Origin of the sequence: Salinispora pacifica CNR114 (assembly GCF_000514775.1) — a bacterium.
Taxonomy (GTDB): domain Bacteria; phylum Actinomycetota; class Actinomycetes; order Mycobacteriales; family Micromonosporaceae; genus Micromonospora; species Micromonospora pacifica.
The window spans coordinates 55180-74121 of sequence record NZ_AZWO01000018.1 but is presented as its reverse complement, the minus strand read 5'-3'; the positions used below and the strand labels follow the sequence as shown (position 1 = coordinate 74121).

16 protein-coding genes and 2 CRISPR repeat arrays (1 of these 18 only partly in view) are annotated in these 18942 nt (G+C 66.6%); of the genes, 3 read left to right on the top strand and 13 right to left on the bottom strand.

Annotation, left to right across the window (positions count from 1 at the left end; all coding sequences use genetic code 11):
- The first annotated feature begins 2 nt into the window (after positions 1 to 2).
- Both B118_RS0113065 and B118_RS33870 read left to right on the top strand, forming a co-directional pair.
- On the top strand, positions 3 to 893 hold the full coding sequence (locus tag B118_RS0113065; protein WP_080678052.1) for a phage major capsid protein: 891 nt from the start codon (positions 3 to 5) through the stop codon (positions 891 to 893).
- Positions 894 to 1094: 201 nt separating this feature from the next.
- Positions 1095 to 1367 carry a phage portal protein gene (locus B118_RS33870; RefSeq protein WP_420329455.1) on the top strand — a complete coding sequence of 91 codons (273 nt, stop codon included), beginning with the start codon at positions 1095 to 1097 and terminating at the stop codon, positions 1365 to 1367.
- Here B118_RS33870 and B118_RS0113060 read toward each other — a convergent pair.
- The 6 genes from B118_RS0113060 to B118_RS0113040 all read right to left on the bottom strand — a co-directional run bounded on the left by B118_RS0113060 (position 1282) and on the right by B118_RS0113040 (position 6338).
- Positions 1282 to 1938 carry a hypothetical protein gene (locus B118_RS0113060; RefSeq protein ID WP_018812251.1) on the bottom strand — a complete coding sequence of 219 codons (657 nt, stop codon included), beginning with the start codon at positions 1936 to 1938 and terminating at the stop codon, positions 1282 to 1284. The genes B118_RS33870 and B118_RS0113060 overlap by 86 nt on opposite strands.
- Positions 1910 to 3205 (bottom strand): hypothetical protein, encoded by a 1296-nt coding sequence (locus tag B118_RS0113055; protein ID WP_018812252.1) that lies wholly within the window; start codon positions 3203 to 3205, stop codon positions 1910 to 1912. Before B118_RS0113055 ends, B118_RS0113060 begins: the two co-directional genes overlap by 29 nt.
- Positions 3202 to 3948, bottom strand: a complete 747-nt coding sequence (locus B118_RS0113050) for an ATP-binding cassette domain-containing protein (protein WP_018812253.1) — start codon at positions 3946 to 3948, stop codon at positions 3202 to 3204. The genes B118_RS0113055 and B118_RS0113050 overlap by 4 nt, the downstream gene beginning before the upstream one ends.
- An 82-nt stretch (positions 3949 to 4030) precedes the next feature.
- Positions 4031 to 4441 carry a hypothetical protein gene (locus B118_RS31705; protein ID WP_155254602.1) on the bottom strand — a complete coding sequence of 137 codons (411 nt, stop codon included), beginning with the start codon at positions 4439 to 4441 and terminating at the stop codon, positions 4031 to 4033.
- A gap of 798 nt (positions 4442 to 5239) precedes the next feature.
- Positions 5240 to 5644 (bottom strand): toxin-antitoxin system YwqK family antitoxin, encoded by a 405-nt coding sequence (locus B118_RS0113045; RefSeq protein ID WP_026270866.1) that lies wholly within the window; start codon positions 5642 to 5644, stop codon positions 5240 to 5242.
- A gap of 382 nt (positions 5645 to 6026) precedes the next feature.
- Positions 6027 to 6338 carry a hypothetical protein gene (locus B118_RS0113040; protein ID WP_018812255.1) on the bottom strand — a complete coding sequence of 104 codons (312 nt, stop codon included), beginning with the start codon at positions 6336 to 6338 and terminating at the stop codon, positions 6027 to 6029.
- A gap of 87 nt (positions 6339 to 6425) precedes the next feature.
- Here B118_RS0113040 and B118_RS0113035 point away from each other — a divergent pair, with 87 nt between their 5' ends.
- Positions 6426 to 6722: a hypothetical protein gene (locus B118_RS0113035; protein ID WP_018812256.1), complete on the top strand. Its 297-nt coding sequence runs from the start codon at positions 6426 to 6428 to the stop codon at positions 6720 to 6722.
- 125 nt (positions 6723 to 6847) lie between these two features.
- On the opposite strand, the gene B118_RS0113030 is transcribed toward B118_RS0113035, so the two are convergent.
- The 7 genes from B118_RS0113030 to B118_RS0113000 form a co-directional block, all read right to left on the bottom strand.
- A complete protein-coding gene (locus B118_RS0113030) occupies positions 6848 to 7042 on the bottom strand; it encodes a hypothetical protein (protein ID WP_018812257.1) in 195 nt (64 codons plus the stop codon).
- Between the two features lie 263 nt (positions 7043 to 7305).
- Complete coding sequence (locus B118_RS0113025; protein ID WP_028192878.1) at positions 7306 to 8874, bottom strand: ISL3 family transposase; 1569 nt, start codon at positions 8872 to 8874, stop codon at positions 7306 to 7308.
- 272 nt (positions 8875 to 9146) lie between these two features.
- Positions 9147 to 10008: direct repeats of the CRISPR family, unit length 37 nt; unit sequence GCCGCAATGGAGACCGACCACTACGGGCCGGTGAAGG.
- A gap of 422 nt (positions 10009 to 10430) precedes the next feature.
- Complete coding sequence (locus B118_RS0113020) at positions 10431 to 10682, bottom strand: hypothetical protein (RefSeq protein WP_238323910.1); 252 nt, start codon at positions 10680 to 10682, stop codon at positions 10431 to 10433.
- A 466-nt stretch (positions 10683 to 11148) separates the two neighbouring features.
- The gene (gene csb2, locus B118_RS0113015; protein WP_028192877.1) at positions 11149 to 12570 is read right to left on the bottom strand and encodes a type I-G CRISPR-associated protein Csb2; all 1422 of its coding nucleotides are present in this window, start codon (positions 12568 to 12570) and stop codon (positions 11149 to 11151) included.
- Positions 12567 to 13490, bottom strand: a complete 924-nt coding sequence (gene cas7g, locus B118_RS0113010; RefSeq protein WP_018820059.1) for a type I-G CRISPR-associated RAMP protein Csb1/Cas7g — start codon at positions 13488 to 13490, stop codon at positions 12567 to 12569. The genes csb2 and cas7g overlap by 4 nt, the downstream gene beginning before the upstream one ends.
- Positions 13487 to 15661, bottom strand: a complete 2175-nt coding sequence (cas8g1, locus tag B118_RS0113005; RefSeq protein WP_028192876.1) for a type I-G CRISPR-associated protein Cas8g1/Csx17 — start codon at positions 15659 to 15661, stop codon at positions 13487 to 13489. The genes cas7g and cas8g1 overlap by 4 nt, the downstream gene beginning before the upstream one ends.
- On the bottom strand, positions 15661 to 18060 hold the full coding sequence (locus B118_RS0113000; protein ID WP_026272801.1) for a CRISPR-associated helicase/endonuclease Cas3: 2400 nt from the start codon (positions 18058 to 18060) through the stop codon (positions 15661 to 15663). Before B118_RS0113000 ends, cas8g1 begins: the two co-directional genes overlap by 1 nt.
- Positions 18061 to 18607: 547 nt before the next feature.
- Positions 18608 to 18942: direct repeats of the CRISPR family, unit length 38 nt; unit sequence TGCCGCAATGGAGACCGACCGCTACGGGCCGGTGAAGG; it runs 71 nt beyond the window's last position.

The following is an 18942-nucleotide window of genomic DNA, read 5'->3' as shown; positions in this document are numbered from 1 at the left end:
TCATGATCGAAGCACCAACCATGATCGAAATAACGACCATCGATACTCAAGGACTCGCAACCACGCACGAGGTCGTTAGTGTCATTGTCCGTAGTGGTGTTCAGGTCATCCGCACCAGCGGTGACAGCGTGGTGATTCCTCACATGACCAGTGACGGGGTTGCTGGTGCTGTGGGGGAGGCGGCTAATGTGCCGCTGAGCGACCCGAACGCGGAGTCGTTGACGGCGGTGCCCCGGAAGTTCATGCAGGGCACCCGGGTACCCAATGAGGTTGCCAGCGACGCTAAGCCGTCCGTTCTTGAGCAGCTCTCGAAGCCCCTGATCCGTTCTGTGGGTTTAGCCTACGACCTGAGCTGTTTCGAGGGCGACGGTACCGCCCCGAACGTGCGGGGACTGAAGCATGTTGCTGGTATCCAGACGCTTTCGGCGGGTACTAACGGTGCCGCGTTGGCGAACCTGGATGTTGTCGCTGACGCCCTGGGCTTGCTCGCGGAGGCGAACGCCGATGAGGAATCCGCTGTCATCGTTTTGCCGCCTCGGACATGGCGGCAGATTCTGAAGCTGAAGGAAGCGAACGGTTCCAACAAGTCGCTTATTCAGGACAGCGCCGGCAGCGCGTCGGGTGGTGTGTCTCGTCGCCTGTTCGGTCGTGCCGTGTACCTGTCCGGGAACCTGTCTCTTACCGAGGCTGAGGGCACGTCAGGGAACGTGTGCAACAGCATCTACGTGTATGTGCCCTCCGAGGTGTACGCGGTGGTTCGGGAGGACACCGTTTTCGATGTCAACCCGTACGTCTATGGTGCGACTGACGAAACGCTGGTGACGGCGAAGATGCGCGCTGATCTGCTGGTGCCGAACCCGGCGGCTGTCGTCCGGGTGACCGGCGTCAAATAGCCCACGAACCGTCCTAGCCCGCCCCCAACCGGGGCGGGCAGTTTCGTCTTTGGAGGTGGCCTGTTGGGTTTGTGGGACCGGATCAGGGAACGTCGGGCGGCACCGGCACCTTCTAGTGGTGTTCTTGCCGCTCTCGGCGGCTAGGGCCCGACGTGGGCCGGAGTGACCGTCAGCCAGGACACAGCCCTCAACCTGTCGGCGATGTACACGTGCGTGTCGTTGATCGCTGATGCCGTAGCGGCCCTACCTGTTGATGTGGTGCGGACTGTCGGGAAGGTGAGGGAGCCGGTCCCGGGCCCGGCGTGGCTGAGTCAGCCGAACCCGTTCGACACGGCGTTTGACTTTTGGCACAAGGTGATGACGAGTCTACTCACCGACGGGAACGCTATTATCCGTGTCTCCAGCGGCGGAGACGCCATGGTGTCGCCGCGTACGCGATTAGGCCTATCGCAAGCAGTGTGGCGCTTAGGATGAGGCTGGGTAGATCGTCGTGTGGTCGAGCGCTGAACTCCCACCACTGGTATTGCTGGTTCCCAGTGTATCCCCAGTAGAACAGCACGATGGCCACTAGCGATGGCAGTGTCCAGGCGAGCCGCCATCCCATGGTTACTCCTGCGGTCAGGGCCAGCCCGACCCAGGCGATCCACGACCGCGCGATAACTCCGATTATCTCCGGCTGCATCACGAACGTGCAGATGCCCAAGAAGATCCCTGCAGAGCCGATACCTAGGCCGGCGAGGTAGAGCCGCTGCATGGAACGAAGCCGTCGGGTGGCTACCATTTCCAGACTGGCAAGCGGACTATGCAACGAGAGCACCGGCATTACGGCAACGCCCATGGTGAGCATGCGCCACAGGGGGATCTTCGCCTTGCCCTCGTCAACTGCTGTAGGTATTGGCGTTTCGATCAGACCGAACCAGGCGGTGAGTGCGCCCAGGAGAACCGTGACCGCCAGCACGGTCCGGACCGGCCTGACCGTGAGAAACAACCGGACTGGAAGCGTCTGTCCGGACACCTCAGCGTCCCGACTGGCAGTAACGCCCACGAAGATCGTTCACCTCGCCTTCAGCCCATCGAAGCTGATCGACGCGAGACCGGTTGCCGGCGATCGCCCGCCCCTTGGCCCATGCCTGCTGCATCTGTGTGGGAGCGTTGGTGTGATAGTCGGGGCTATCCTCACCGGCCAGGAATGCCTCCAGCCACGCGCCGACGGCCCAGAGTCGAGGCTCGTCCGATGAGGTGATCTTCTGCCAGTCGCAGGCCTGAAAGTCCTGGAATCCGAAGGTCGATGCGGTTACCGCGGTCCCTATGTCACCGGCATAGGACCACGGACTGCCCTCAAGGATCTGGAAGATCGGCGGCCCTCCCTCATAGCCGAGGTACTCCTTCCCGTCCGGCCCGATGTATCGGGTCTTCAGGAGGCCGACCTCATTGATCCGTGGCGGCCGGACGAAGGCGTCGGGCAGCAGGTCGATACGCGCACTGAGGGCGCGTAGCTGGGGTAGGTACTTCTCTTGTTCGGGCCAGATGCATAAGACCGTCGACCCCCGGACACAGGTCACTTTGTTCCCCGGCTGCTTCCGGTCGGCCACCGCGTTGGTGCTGAACATGACCACGACGAGCGGCAGAATCGCAGGGACCAGCACCCACGCCCTCCGCCTAGCCTGTCCTGAGACACCTGCGGCGGACAGCCACAGCAGGACCAACAACAGGGCCACGACCGACCCCAGCCGCAACGCCAAAGGCATCGGATCAACCGCCACCTCAGGCCGACCAGAGACTACGACGAACCCCACCCGGTCAAGCAAGGCAGTTAGGAACAGGAACCCTAACGCCGCCACGAGAGCTGCGAACACGGGCCCGAACAGGTGGCCGCATGCCCATCCCAGTGCAACTGAGAGCAGGATCGCGAATAGACCAAGCAGGAGGTAGCCCAGCCAGAGGTGCACGCCCGGCGGGAACGTCCGGGCGGTGACGGCGAAGGCCACCGTCTGACCGATCAGATAGGGGATCAGCAGGATGATAACGGTCGCGTGGAGTCGGTGAGCCTCCGAAACCATCGGCTGGACCCGCGCGGCCCTGAGTTGTTCCTCTAGCCCGTGCCGCTGTGGCGTGCCCGCCGACCAGGCCGCCGCACCCGCTCCGACAATTCCCAGCAGATACGCGGGCACCTGTGCTGCGGCACCAGTCTCTGGCCAGACGCCGATCCAGTATCGGTTCCGCAGGAACAACACCGCCAAGTCGACGACGACGAGCACCGGCAGTGCCCAGCGGATCGGGGAGTTTCGCAGGTGTAGCCATACCGTACTCACAGTTCCTGCTCTCCCTCGGGCAGCAGGTGCATGTACGCCCGTTCCAGTGGAGAGTGACCGGGGAGGCCATCGTGGTCCAGGGCCTCCAACTCATCGACCCTGCCGTCGAACCTGGCCGCTCCACCGTGCATCACGATCACCCGATCGCAGACCGCCCCGACGTCGTCGATAAGGTGGGTGCTGAGCACCACGACCGTTTCACCGAGCCCTGAGATGATCTTCCGAAATTGTAGCCGCTGGCGCGGGTCCAGACCGACCGTTGGCTCATCCAGCAGCACCAGTCGCGGTCGCCCCACAATCGCCCAGGCGATGCCGGCGCGCCTGCGCATGCCGCCGGACAGGCTGCGCATCCGTGACTTCCGCCGATCGGTCAGATCAACCATCTCTAACGCCTCATCGACCGCTCGTCGCCACTGCTTGGCCGGCACACCGCGCATCCAGGCCGCATATGTCACGAAGTCGGCAACATTCATCTGCGGGTCGACGCCGAAGTCCTGCGGCAGATAGCCGATCCGGTCACGAACCCGGCGAGCGGTCCGCTCGCTGTCTATCTCGACCTCGTCGATGCGGATTACGCCGTTCCGCGGTGGCATCACGGTTGCCAACGTACGCAGCAGGGTCGTCTTACCCGCCCCGTTGGGACCCAGCAACGCGGTTATCCCCGGCCGCAACGTCGAACTAAAGTTGTCGATGACGGTGGACCTTCCGTAGCCTTGGGCCAGTGCGTCGAGCACGACACTCATGGAGAGACTCTCATTTCACGAACATGAGGTAAAGGAGTGCGGGCCAACGGCCCACACTCCTTTACCTCACCACTGGCGTTGATCAGTTGTAGTCGTAGGTCATCTTACCGTTACCGACGCTGAAGGTGCAGTCGCCGCCACTGTAGGTGGTGGTGCTGTTCTGGACACGGAACTTTTTCAGGAGGCGCGAACCTTGAGCTGAGCAATCGACGGTTGAGTAGTAGTGACCAGCCCACTTCGCGCCCGGTGAAAAGCACTTTTGCGCCCAAGCCGTGTTCCACCACTGGGTGTAGCAGTTGAAGACGACATTGGACGTACCGGAAGCAGTCGCAGGAGCGGCGGCAGTGAGCCCGATTGCGCCGCTGGCAAGCAAGCCCAGAACTGCTGCTTGAACGACGCGCTTTCCTGCCAGTCGTGACCGCAACGAACCTTGAGATGTGTACACAAGCCCTCCTTGAATCAACACTGAGGGGTATGCTGTGAACAGCTTCACGGCACAGTCCCCCGTCCTGTGTGCACTCATACTAGAGATCGGTGATCGCCGTGACAACCCATAGTCAGCGTTCAGTTACCTTCTAACCCCAAGACCGCAGGTTCGAATCCTGCCAGGCGTACCATCAGAAATGGCCCCTGACCTGGGGTTTCTGGAGACCGCACCGCCGTTGAGGCCGGTTTCCTGTCCGTGGACGAAGTGCGGGCCCTGGAGGACCGGAAACCACTACCAGACGGAAAAGGGAAGGCGTTCCTCGTGTTCGGGTCGGAGGCGTGGCGCTCGTTCGTCGCGTTCACCAGCAGCGGGCACGTAGAACGCTGAGGCACCACACACACAACGAAACCCCCGGCCCTTCCTCTAAGGGGTAGTCGGGGGTTTCGCGTCTACAGGGCCCGTACTGCCGGCCCCGCAGTGACGGTGTGATGCGGGGGTCTTCTATGTGGCTTCTTGCTCCCCGCCTCACCCCTGGATGGTGAGCCCGGTGTGAGCCCGGATGTCTCTGGACCGGCCGTCAGCCGGTGGGACCGGCCGGCATGAAGAAGGGTGCCCACCTGGATTGATAGGCACCCTTCACTATCCAGCGGGACCGGCTAACACGAAACCGCTCTAACTTCTAATCCCAAGGCCGCAGGTTCGAATCCTGCCGGGCGCACAGGCGCCTCTTCAGTCTGAGTGGCGTGGTCAGGCTGTTCGTGGCGTACCGCTGGTCCTGGTGCCGCACTTCGGGCCAAGGCCGCACCGTCCACGCGCCGTCAGCTCTGGGAATGATCAGCTCACGGCCGCGCGCGATGCCGACAGTCAGCGGCGGGCGCGGTGGGTCACCGTGCGCTTCACCGTGCCGTCCGGGTTGAAGGTCGTCCACTCACCGACCTTCTTGTCGCTGCCATAGTCACCCCGGTCGATCATCTCGCCGGCGGCGTTCCACCTCGTCCACGTGCCATGCTTGCATCCGTGGTCAAATCCGCCCCGCTGCATGATTCCGCCAGACGAGCGGTACCACACCCACTCACCGTGCACGGTCCCGTTGTCGAAGCCGCCCTCCGCACGCAACCTGCCATCGGCGAAGAAGTGCCGCCAGGTGCCCTGCCGCTCACCCTCGACATACTCGCCCACCATCACACCGCCGTGCGGGTCCGGGTCGGTCCAGCGGCCGGTCTTGCGGCCCTGCGCGTCCTTCTCGTCCAAAGTCGGTGGGGTACTCACGTGCGTTCTCCTGTTCGCTCAGTGGCCACCGCTCAATGATCGAGCGCGCAGTGGTGCGGCACCGAGATGATGGACCTCGGCACGGCCCGCCGACCCCTTCGGAACAGGCCCAGCCCCGCCCCTGCCAGTACGGTCAGCACCTACACCCGTCAACCATAGGCAACCCGACGCTTGCCTATCAAGGCCTTCCGGCTCACGTCCTGCGCCATCACGGGCGCGCTCCGTCGAACGGGTCCAGCAAGCCACGCCGAGACTTCGGCGCACAAGGCCAGCAACTCTCCCAAACCCACCACCCCAGCAAGCGTGCCGCGGGTCGTGCCGCCGCAGCTGGTCGAGGCCGGCCGGCAATCGGCGAAGCCAGGTAGCACGGTCGGGCGAAGCGTCACCCTCGCCGGAAGAGGAGATCTGCCCTCAGGGCCTCGTTGAGCTTGGGGTCCGTGGCCGTTCCCACCGACCAACCCTGTCGTTCGAAGGGAACTCCGGCACGCCAGAGAAGTAGGAACGCGCCGGCCAGCATGACCAACGAAAGCCAAGCGTAGGAGAAGACCGCATCCGCCAAGCTGATGTCATCAGCAAGCGCAACGACGGCGAACGGCACCAACTGTGGCACGACGGCCAGCCGCCCCAGCCACAAGGCCGATTGGTACGCCGGTCGCCGGCGGATGACGGCCAAGTCCTCGTCGCTCATCGTCACAGGTCGACGGTAGGCGACTGCCGCAACGAGCGACCGGGCCGGGGCAGATACCTGACCAGCCCATCCGCGACCTGCTCTACTTCCCCGATGGCGGACATCGACAGGCTGCTGGCCGGCGAGTTCGACCAGTGGGAACGCAACAACTTCCTCCGGCTCGTCGCGCAACACCCACATGCGGACCGAGGGGTTCTGCTCAGGGCCCTACAGGAGACCGAGGTCCTGCTCCGTCAGCCCGACGTGCGACCGTACGCCGCGGCGATCGCCCTGGCCGGTCGACAAGAGTTGGAAATTCATGAGGTCCGCCGCCTACCTGGCCTACCGGGCGCGTCGAAACGGACGCGCCGAGGCGTAGCGCGGGCACTCCTTCGACGGGGAGCCCGATGAGAGCGCATTCAGCTTGGCCATTCTGACGTTTGCCGGCCGGGTGGCCACATGCGGCCAACAGTGCGGCAAAGGGGGCGCGAAGTTGAGCCCTCCTCCGGAGCTAGCCGGGAGTTCTTCCCACCTCGTCACCGGAGCACGCCGATTATGACAGCGACGACAACGATCATCACCACCAGCACTGCCGTCAGTTTCTGCCGGGTGGTGAGCGGGTTCGGGTCCGGGGGGCGACTCGCTCGCACCCAGTGGCCATCGGGCAGTGGGGGCGTCCCGGACGGGTCGCGGTTGGGGTGCAGCTCGGACGGTCTTCGGTCGTCGGTCATCACAGCCTCCGCAGCCCAGCAAGCACAGCTCGAAGCACGTCCTCGCGGACGTGAGAGACGCGCGCTCTCCCCACCGCCCGCCCACCAGCCCCCACGCTCAGCAAACGCGCGGAATCGACTTCAGACACGGCCGGTTCAGTCGGGTTCAGGCTGATCGAGCCGGCGGATGCGGCCCAGCCTTTCGCTGCGACCAATCTTGGTGTCGGCTCCGCCTGAAAACTGGCTCTGGCACACATTCTGTGATTGATCTTCTCAGCGACGGCTCATGGGGAGGCCAGGACGCATTTGCGGAGGAGGTCGAGGTTCGCTCGGCCATACATCTGGCGCTTGATCGTCTTGATGCGGTTGACCTGGCCTTCGACCGGGCCTGAGCTCCATGGCTGGGTGAGGCCGGCGACGACGGCGTCGCGGTCGCTGGCCAGGCCGGCGGCGAAGCCGCGGATTTCGGGGTAGCCGGCGTGGCGGGCTCGGTTGATCCAGGCGTCGAGGTGCTGGCCGGTGCCCTGGTGGCGGACCAGGGCGGCGAACCCGCGGGCGAGGTCGGCGACGGTGTCGAGATCCGGGCAGAGTCTGCGGGCGTCGGCGAGATCAGCGCGGTCGTCGTCGGTGAGTTTGTGGCCGGGTCGCATGATCCAGGCGGTGATCCGCCGGGCCGACGGCACCTGGATTGCGGCGGCAGGGGCGGGTCGGGTGCGGTTGATGGTGAGCCAGTCCCGCAGCACCCGCAAGCTGCCGTGGTAGCCGCGGGCCAGGATCTCGGCGTGCAGGTCAGCGGTCTGGTGAATGCCGTCGGTGAGGCGTTGCCGTAGGTAGGAGTGGAATGGGGCGAGGACGCTGGGTCGGCTGCTGGCGTTCGGGCCGATCAACGCCTCAGCGGTGGCGGCGTGGGCGTACTTGCGGGCGGTTCTGACGTTCATGTCGAGGCGGCGGGCGGTTGCTTTGATCGACAGTCCTTCGGCTCGTAGGGCGTGCACGGCGGCGTGGCGTTGGCGGGTGTTCGCCGCCCGTCGTCCCGCTGCGACGGGCTCGTCGGGCGGTGCGGCCAGGGCAGATGGTGGTTCGGTGTGGGTGCGTAGGCATCGGCGGTGCCCGCGGATGACTTTCTCGACGGTGTCGCTGAGGTTCTTCAGTAGGTGCCACCGGTCGGCGACCTGGATCGCGTCAGGTGCCCCTTTGCGGGCGCCGTCGGCATAGCTGCCGCCTCGATCGCGGCAGATGATCTGAACACCGGGATGGTCGCGCAGCCAGGCGGCGAGGGTGTCTGCGGTGCGGTCGGGCAGAATGTCGATCGGCCGGCGGGTGTGCATGTCGAGCAGCACGGTCGCGTAGCGGTGGCCTCGACGGCGGGCGAAGTCGTCCACGCCGAGCACNGTCGGTGTCACCGGCGGCGGGTTGGGCATCCGGCGGATCATCCGGATCAATGTCGAGCGCGACACCGATGCCGCTAACCGATGCGCCAGCCGGCTGCCCGGTCGACCGCCCAGCGCCACCGCGACGGCTTCCAGGTCNCCCGCGNCCACGACGGTGTGACGGGCATGCCGCCGCGTCAGCCCGGGCACCTGCTCGACGAACGTTCNCCGCCAGCATTCGGNGTTGGCGCAGGTGAATCGGCGGACCGTCAACGCGACCAGCACCTCATGACCACCCAACCTGACATCGGCCAGCCTCCGCACATAGCGGCCATGCACAGTGGTCGACCACACGCTACAGGCGCCACACCGTGCCCGCACCGTCTGCGTCGCCGCAGTGATCCTGACCCCGACGGCCCGGACCACCACCGCCTCCAACCGCAAGCCCATCAGGTGCGGCAGCAACGCCGGAATGATCTCCATCCCGGCAACCCAACCCGAACTACCGACGAGCGCGACTCACAAAATGTGTGCCAGAGCCATCATGCGCCGCAGGACCGACGGCCAAAACTGAGTTCCCCTACCGGTCCCCTACAACGAATCAGGCCCCCTCGCTGGAGGGGGCCTGACCTGCAGTGCAGGAGATCATATTTGAGTGTCCGAGGGGCGATCGATACCGCCGCCCCACCGTCACAGTGCATGAACGATGACGTGGTAGTCAGCTATGGATGGTAGCTGCCCGGCATTCGCCCCGTGCCGCAATGGAGACCGACCGCTACGGGCCGGTGAAGGCACCCCCACCGCGGCCCAGCGCTCCACAAGACTGCCTGAGGCCGCAATGGAGACCGACCGCTGCGGGCCGGTGAAGGGGTGCTGGCGCAGCCCGCTGCCGGGCGGGGTGCGCAGTTGCCGCAATGGAGACCGACCGCTACGGGCCGGTAAAGGGACCAGGATCACCCGCAGGCGGGCTGTCTTACCGGTGGCCGCTATGGAGACCGACCGCTACGGGCCGGTGAAGGGCCGACGCCGACGTGCTACGGGATCTAGCCGACCAAGCGCCGCAATGGAGACCGACCACTACGGGCCGGTGAAGGCCGGACTCACCCAGACCGTGGCCCTGTCCGCGCGGGCCGTGCCGCAATGGAGACCGACCACTACGGGCCGGTGAAGGCCTCCGTGCCGTCGGGCATCTCCTCCACCAGGGCGTCACGCCGCAATGGAGACCGACCACTACGGGCCGGTGAAGGGAGCAAGCGCAGCATCAGGTGACTGCGCAGCAAGCGCGCCGCAATGGAGACCGACCACTACGGGCCGGTGAAGGCCTCCGTGCCGTCGGGCATCTCCTCCACCAGGGCGTCACGCCGCAATGGAGACCGACCACTACGGGCCGGTGAAGGCGGCCCAGACGCCCACAGCGCGAGGTGGCCTACAGGGCCGCAATGGAGACCGACCACTACGGGCCGGTGAAGGCCTGCGGGCACAAGCTAGAGCTGTTGGTGTGTGCGTAGCCGCAATGGAGACCGACCACTACGGGCCGGTGAAGGCGACCAGTGCCCCCGGCACCAGGGCTCATCCGCCCGGCCGCAATGGAGACCGACCACTACGGGCCGGTGAAGGGGCTCGCGAGCAGCGAGGATAGCCACCCATCATTGGCTAAACACTGACCGCCTGCCTGAATTGCTACTTTGGCCCCCATTCCGAAGCTCGGAACCTACGGCGTATGGGGCACCAACTTCAGGTTCCTAGATCAACTGCAAGGTGCTCACAGAAAGCGAGCGCGCGTTTGTGAAGTTGTCAAGGTTCGAGCCCCGGGCCAGGCCGATTGTGATTCACGAGCTGCCATTGAACTGATCCCAGCAAGAAACGGACGCTGAGTCCATAGCCCCGACACCGCGTCAGGCCTGCACGGGAGGTCGCGACACAGAGCTTCTGGGCTGGCCGCCGCAACCGCCTTCTTCGCCCCGCCCTTGGACGCCACCCTCGCCCCTTCTCCCGGTTGCCGTCCGAAAAATTCTATGGTGGGCCGGGTGGGCGACAGGCTATGCCCCGCCTGGCTCGTGGACCTGACGTAGCTGGTCGGTGCGCTCGGCGTCCCACTCGGCGAGGGCCTTCATGACGAAATAGTCGATGACAGGCCGGAGCACATCATCCGGAATGTCACCGCTGTGGAGCCGAGCGATCAGGTCCTCGTACATCGCCCGTACACTCGCCTCCCATTCATCCGGCGCGTCGTCACGTCCGACGCGAGACAGGTATGCGCACATCTCCTTGACCTGCTTTAAGATGCTCACGAGGTCGGCAAGGCACAGTCTTCGCACCATCCGCTTACCGATGGTGACCAGCAACGGCGGAAGTCGGTCCTCGACATCACGACCGACTAGCGTCGTTAATTGATCAAGCGGGCCCGCTACCGTGCGCTGGCACCCGCTTCCGGCCGCCCTCTCGACCCAACGCCCAGTTGGGACCTCCGGCGAGTGCTGGGGGCCACAGTCATAGGCGACTCATTCGAAGTGTTCACGGCTGGCTCCACGGCCCGGCTCCCCCTGTCCGAAGGCGGACCAGGCCAACTGTCACTGCGGCCTGTCCCATCCGATCTTCGTCCCGATGGTTGACCGCAGAATGTGGTTGGGCCCCGCCAGCTCCCCAGGAATTCGTAGGACAGCCAATGGCAGGTGTCCGGACGAGTAGCTGCGGGCAGTCGCCGTAGCCGTAGCCATTGAGTATGTGCGCCGGCACGGAACGCGGCAGGGCGGACTGTCATGGTTGGTCGTTGCGATCGTCGGGGACGAAGATTCCGTATCCGAAGTGGCTGAGTTGTCCGAGCAGCAGCGGCCCGGTGACCTCGTCGGGGAACTCCAGCCGCAGGCCGAGCCCCCTGCGTGCTTTGCCGAGATTCTCGGTCATGCGGTAGCGCCGGAACTCCAGCGCCCATCGGTTGGACAGTCCCTCGTCCGGGTTGGTCTGGGTGACCTCGGCCGCGCCGAGTCCTCGGTAGCCCAGCTCCCGATGCACATCGGTGGTGAGGTACGCGTCGAGTGCCTCCCGTTTGCGGTACCGCACTGGCAGGTATGGGGTGAGGCTGCGCCACCGTCGCGCCGGCCCGCACAGCTCTGGCGCGACCTGTGCTACCGGTCCGGCGGCTTGCAGCAGCAGATCTGTGGTGGGGAAGCCCTTGACCTCGTACTCGTTCTCGGTGCGGCGGCTGCGCCGCCCGGAGACACTGCGCACCCCGAGGATCGTCGCCACCTCGGTCGGTGTCAGCCCCGCGGGTACCCAGACGAGCAGGGCGCCGACGGTGGCACCCCGGTGATGGCCATCAGGGATCGGCAGCCAGTGGGCGTGCTGGTGATCGGTGGCGGCTCCGCCGTGGCCGAGCACGGCCTCACGGCCACCGTCCAGTCTGCGTGTGACCTGACGGTGTACTTCGTCGGCGAGCAACACTGCGCGGGTGGCCTTGAACGGGGCCCGTGGCAGTACGGCGAACCGAAGCGCGTGCACGCCGCCGATCGGCTGTCGTGGTGGGGCCGTTGCCGTGCGGGTGGAGGTACGGGCGTAGCTCAGCCACGTCGTCTCCGGTGGCATGGTACGCCGCTGTTTGCGGATGCCTACGGTGGTCAGTTCGAGGATCGGCCGGCGGATCGGACGAGCGGGGGCGAGCAGGCGTATCTGTTGCAGGCCGTTGGCTGTCGGGCGCCACCACGTGTCGTCTGGCGTCGGGGCGCTTTCGAGCAGCCGGGCCTCGCAAACCGAGTCGGCCCGGCCGAGGTATGGCAGCAGTTCGGACAGCTTGGCCAGCACTTGGCGCTGCTCGCCGGTCAGGTCCGTATCCCAGTGCACCAGCAGATCCTCGTCTGGCGACACTGACAAGTACGGATCGAGTGTCAGGTCCGTACCGCCTGTCTCACCCTTCTTGTGGTCAAGGTCAGGCAGGTAGTGGCGGGTGTGTGCAGCGCGCGTGGGTGGCGTCCAGTACGACGGAGGGTCACCGAGGGCTTCGAGTAGCCCGTCCAGTACCGGAGCCGGTAGGTCCGGCCAGCGTGTGTACCAGGTCGCGACCAGGGCACGCATGAGCCGCCATGGGGACGGCGGCCACTCCACTGCACCTTCGTTGACGCTCCGGTCCCATGGTGTGGCGTGGTATCGGCCCAGCGGGAAGCGGACCGCGAGGGTGATGCTCATCCCTTGGCCCGTCCGGTCCAGGTGACCGTGGTGACCGGGGCAAGTTCGTCACCGCACTCCCCGAGGAACTTGGCGACCCGACCGGCGGCGTCAGCGGTGTCCGGGCGCTCGCCCAACACCGCGACGATGTCAAGGTCGCAGGCGGTGCGCAGCCGCAACCCGCCGTCCAGCAGGCTGCCGATCTCGTAGTCGATCAACGCCGTCAGCAGGGCGGTGCCCGCCTTCGACAACCCGTACGAGCGCACCTGGGAGTGGTCGATGGCGAAGTAGGCGGTGATCCGGCCCGCGGTGTACTCGACCCGGTGGTGCGGCACGGTTCCGTAGCCCTCGGCGGTCGCACCGTCCTTGGCCTCGTTGATGACGACGTCGCGTTTGACGCCGCCGCTGACGGCTGGGCGCACGTCGTACGCCTCGATGAAACTGGTCACCGCACGGGCGATTTTCGGCTGCCAGGGCCACGCCTTGCGGGCGAAGAAGACACCGTGCACTAGCGATACCGGGTCGAGCGCGAAGCAGGCACGCGCCACCGCGCGGTGGTCCAGTGGCCGTCCGGCCTGCAGGCCCAGGCGGTCACGCATCCAGTCCTCGCCCTTGACACCGTCTATCGCGCCGGACATGACGTACGCGGAGGCGAGTCGGTGGGCTTCCAGACGACTCGACGACAGAAACGCGCCGGATCCGTCGACGACCTTGACGTATGGCAGGCCGGCCAGCGCCTCGGCTTGGTCCACGCGGGCGTCGTCCCAGGTGGCGGCTTCCAGGCGGTTGGCCATCGACTGGGCCGACTCGACGAGTAACGCGCGACCGTCGCCCGAGTCGAACTCGGCGGCCCCGAGGTCGGGAAAGCCGGTCGGCTGGAATCGGGAGCCGACCAGCGGGCGCAGTTCGACCTTGAGCACGGTACGGGCGTTGGTGGTCACGAACTCTCCTCTACCAGTTGCGGGACGCTGTCGTCCGGGTTGTCGGGCATATGGGTGTCGGCGGCTTCTTCGGCGCGGATCGGTGTGGCGAGGTGGCATGCCAGGACCCGTTGCGGCTGCCGGCACCGGGGTACGAGCGCGGCGGCGATGGCGACGCCGTCGGCGTGGATCTGCTCCGGTCGGGGTACGGCCCGCCAGCCGGCCTGCCGTAGCCGGCGGACCGCGTCGTCGTGCACGGTGGTGAGCTGACCGGCGGCCAGCCGCGCCGCCCAGTCGGGGCCAAGCCCCAATCGAGGTGTGTCCCGTTCTCGGTCCAGCTTGGGGGCAAGACCGGCGGCGAACGGATGAAACAGGCCGAGGGTGGGCATGGGCACCGGGGGCCGACCGGGGTCTGCCCATTCGTGGCGGACACCGTCCCAGCGCAGGGCGAGGCAGGCGCGCAGCCACAGGTCGAGCAGGTCATCGTTGAGTTGACCCGGCGTGGCGAAGGCGTGCAGATCCGCGTCGGGGACCGCGATCCCGGTGCGGAAGGTCGGCGTGCCCCGAAACGCGTCACTGTGGTGCCTTTCCTGGGTGGCGGTACGGCTGCGCCAGATCAGCACGTCGGCCAACACCGTGCGCAGCGGCCGCAGGCCGTAGCCGGCGATGACCGGGGTGTCCCGCCACCGCAGATCCGGGTCGATGGGCAACAGGATCTGTCGCATGCTCCGGGCCGGCTGGCGATCCGCGTCCGGGCCGGGACGGGTGGTGCAGGAGGCGATACCGACGGCGACCCGCAGTTCCGGGCATTCGGCCTCGCCGAGCACGGGAAGGAAATCGTGCGCCCACGGCGGCTTGCGTACCCTGGCGTTGTCCCGTGCCCGTCCGCTGCGCCCAACGGCCAGTTCCAGGTTGGTCACTGCCGCCAGCAGGCGAGCCAGCGACAGCGGACCGCCGTCACGGGCGAAGGACAGGTGCGCAGCGTCGAAGCCGCGCACGGCCCGGCCGACCACCGTGGATGCCACATCCCGGCGTAGCCAGGACGCCCAGTCCTCCAGCCGCGCGGCGAGCCGCACCTCGGGACTGCTACGCACGGTGAGATGCTCTACCGGTACGGCCACGTAGGCCAGGCCGTTGCGCTGGTGCAGGCCGTATCGGACGAAGCCGGTCACCCCTCGGGCGACGCCCAGGGTTCGGGTGGCCGCGTAGAACTCGACGGCCTGCCGGGCTGGCCGTCCGCGCCAGGACGCCCGCGCCTCGGCGAAGAGCTGGCGGACCTCCGCAAGGGTGAATGGTTCCTCCCACACCGGCGCCCACACCTCGCCGCGAGATGTCTCCCCTGCGGCGCCGCTGGCCGAGCCGTCCGGCGCCGCGAACACCGTGAACGGCATCGCCGCCCGCCCGGCCGCGTGCTGGTGGCGACGAGTGGCGCTGGAGGCGAAGAGCAAGGCACCCTCGACCAGCAGGATGAACTGCCACGGGTTCACGACCGAATCGGCTCCGCCGAACGGCGAGGAGCTGCGGCCGCCCGCCGCCGCTGGGTCGAACTGTCCCACCGGTGCGCGGTGCAACCGTTGCGTCTGTGTCCCGGCGACCAGGTCACGGGCCTGGCCGAGGGAACGCGCACGATCCCTGATCGCCGGATCGAGCACGTCCAGCAGGCGTTGGTGGAAGGTGGTGGAGAAGTCCAACCGGCCGTCGTTGCCCCCCGTGCCAAGCAGCGGCGGGAAGTGCACCTGGTCAGCGGCGAGTACCACGGCGGCATCGATCCACGGCAGCAACTCATCGGGGCAGCGGTTGCGGAACTCGCGGACGGCCCGTGCTTTCGTCCAGCCCGCCGACGATCGGTACTTCTCGCCGACAGAGGTGGCCGCCGGCAACGCGCGGCGAAACGCGTCCAGCCGCGGCGAGGGATGCGCGGCGAGCGCGGCGAGGGTCTGCTTCGGGGTTCTGTCTTTGGCACCGAATCCGCTGCCCTCGTTCCAAGGGCTGAGCACCGGCGTGGGCACGTACTGGTCAACCAACCACGCCGCGGTGTCCTCCACCGTCGTGGTCAGGACCAGCCCGCCGTCGGTCCACCGGGCGGTGAGATTCGGGTCGGCCTGCTCACCAAGCATGCGGATCAGGCCCAGCCCGGCGAGGTAGGAGGCCAGCGGAGCCGGACGCAACCCGGGTAGGACGTGGCGGGCCATCAAGCTGCCTCCCCCATACCGGCGCTGGCCCGCCAGTCAGCGACCCTGACCAGAGTCTCCAAATACGCGAGGATGAACGGGCCGTACCGGTCGCGCAGCCCGAGGGCCGTGCGGGTCCAGGAACTGTCGCCGCCGAAGCTGAACTGGTCGAGGTCGACGGTCAACTCCCCGGCCGGCTGGCCGAGCAGGTCGGGGAACTGTACGGTTTCGCCGTTCTTGAGACCGAGCAGCGTCTCGGCGTCGGTGTCATCCGGTCCACGTACCTGAAGTCGCAGCTTGCCGTGGTGCGCAAGCACGAGGTAGCGAACCAGGTCCGGGGCGTCGGTGCTCTCCAGCAGAGCGCGCAGCGGCCCGTCCAGCAGGAGCAGGGAGACCAGTTCATGTCGGAAACTGCCGTCACGGGGAAAGTTCAGCCGCCCGTTGACGGCCGATTTCGCCCACGGCCGACCCAACTCGACCCGTTCCCGCTCCTCCCTCGGCGCGAGCGCGCACAACGCCTCCTGCCAGGCGTCGTGGCACTTGCCGGCATCGTGCGCGTACCCGGCGGTCACCACCGCCCGCTTCACCGCGGCTGGCAGTGACGGCTGGAGCACGGCGAGCAGCGCCTCGCACTGCCCACGCACGTCGTCGCTGTGCTGATCCAGCGGCAGCCACTCCCGCTGGGCGACACTCGCGTCGTCCTGCTGGTAGGCGTCCTCGCCGCCCGAGGCAGGATCGGTGCCGGCGGCGGGATCCGGCCTGGCGTCCAGCGACGGGCAGTCGACCACCGGCTTCTTGACCGACGAGTCGAGGCCGACCTGCGGGTCGTACCCGCCGTACTTGGCCGACACGACCAGCACCTCGCCTGGCCTGGCCGGCTGGCCTTCGGTGACCTGCGCCCACTGGCCGGCAGCCTGGTCGAAGCGCCACACGACCGCGCCCCGGTTGCGCAGCGCCTTCAGCTCGCCGAGCGGCACCCGGCAACGCCACTCGGCCGGTGGCGCTTTCGCCTCAGCCGGCGGCCGGCCGCTGGTGTCGGTCGGCGTCCAGTCCCCCCAGGCGAGCTGCACATCCAGGTCGTCGGCGTCACGCACGTACGGTGCGACGTCCAGATCGGCACCGGCGAGGTCGGGGGCCGTGTCGAATAAACTGAGCAGGTCCCCTCGGCGGATAACCGAGATCTCCGGTTCAGTGACCGCCACCTGTCGGGCCAGCAGCTCCTCCCCCGTGACACCGACCCCCTCCAGCCCGGCCAACTCGTCAACCGCCGCCTCAATGTCAGCCCGTTCATACGGGCTATGCTTCGCCGGCGGCAGCCACCACAGCTCGGCGTCAGCCACCCGCCCCGTCCGGTTACACCGCCCAGCGCGCTGCACCACAGACGGCCACGGCGCCGCCTCAGTGACCAGCACCGCCGCGCTGATGTCCACACCCGCTTCGACAACCTGCGTGGAGACGACGATTCGGCCGAGCTCGCCAGGCTCGGCGACTACCTGCCCAACCAGCCGCTCACGCTCGACACCACGGAACCGGGAATGCAGTAACGTACGGGGCGCTGCGCTATCGCGAAGCGCGGTGTAAACGCCTCTGGCGGTGGCCACCGTGTTGACCACGACGAGGGTCAACGTGCCCGGCCGGTGTCGATCCCGCACCGCCCCAGCAATCGCCTTGTGATCACCTGGCTCGGCCGGCAACCGGCGGATCGTCCGCTTAGCGTTCAGCCTCGTCGCCAACTCACCAACCCGTTCCTCCGGAACGATACGCAAAACGTCGCCGATGCCGGGCAGCGGATTATCCACCGTGTCCAACAGCGATTCGGAAACTGTGGCCGACATGCACGTCAACGCCAACGGCTCCGCCGTCGGCCATCCACTCCCCGCTGCCGCCACAAACCCAGCGAGCTGACGCAACGTCGTCGTCGACTCCCGGCAAAGCTGAACCTCATCGACGATCCACTGCGCACCGTTGGTCACCAACGCGAAGTCGATCGGATACACGGCCCGACTGACGCCATAGCCCCGGTTGAGCGCCTTACTGACCAACGAGTCGACCGTACCCACCACAATCGCGGGATGGTGCATATCCAACCGCCACTGACGCTGTGTGCGCCCTTCACCCCCCATCACCACATGCAGGGCAACCTCATCGGAAAGATCGAGACTGGTTAACCATCTGCGAACCTCAGCAGCCACCTGCTCGACCAACGTGCGCTGAGGCAAAGCGAAGACCAGCCGTCGCGGCGTGCCTTCCCGCACAGGGCCGTGCAGCCGCCGCCACAACCACGCCAAAATGACAGCCGTCTTACCCGAACCGGTCGGCGCCTGAACCACCGCCGGTAGACCATCGCGCGCCAGCCGAGCCTGATACCCGTACGGAGGCACACCGGTCGCTTGCTCGAAAAAGGCCTCAAAAGAGGACATCGACACTCCCTGCAAGGGGGGCGGAGTTCGGTGAAGGTCACCCGCATCGCTACTTACCCGAGGACCTTGGCGTACGGTCAACCTACTCTGAACCTCCTGCATGCCTGTCGCACGACCTGCATCTAATCTACGTCCGATTCCCGACAGAAAGATCGGAGCCCTGACCTAGGGCCAGGGACATGCATCCGATCCACAAAAGGTCGCACGACCTGCATCGCCACAACGGAGCACGGTGCCGTCACAAACAGAGCCGGGACTGAGCGACACCGGAAGAAGATAACAGCACTGGACCGACCTTCGCTTGACGCGCGACTCTACTCGCCCACACCTCCCCGCGAGTACGAGCGGCGGCAACACACAGACCAACAGCTACCCATCCGCTCCTCGACAGAACCTGCCATAATGGACACCGATCGCTACTGACCGGTAAAGGCATGGCATGTCGGGGAGGACGCAGACCACATCGCCCGTCGCCGCAATGGAGAGCAACCACTATGGGCCGATGGAGAGACCTGGACGCCCACACCCACCGGCTGGGACACGGCAAGGCCGCAATGGAGACCGACCGCTACGGGCCGGTGAAGGTCGGGCGGTCANGGTGTTCAGCAGGTACGTCCGCCTGCCGCAATGGAGACCGACCGCTACGGGCCGGTGAAGGTGGGCCGGTACTCATGGGTCACAGCGTAAACCTTTGCCGCAATGGAGACCGACCGCTACGGGCCGGTGAAGGCGGTGACCACGATGAGGACCATGCGGGTAACGAGGCTGCCGCAATGGAGACCGACCGCTACGGGCCGGTGAAGGGTGCACTACAACGGCAAAGCTTTCGACATCCCCCACCTGCCGCAATGGAGACCGACCGCTACGGGCCGGTGAAGGCCA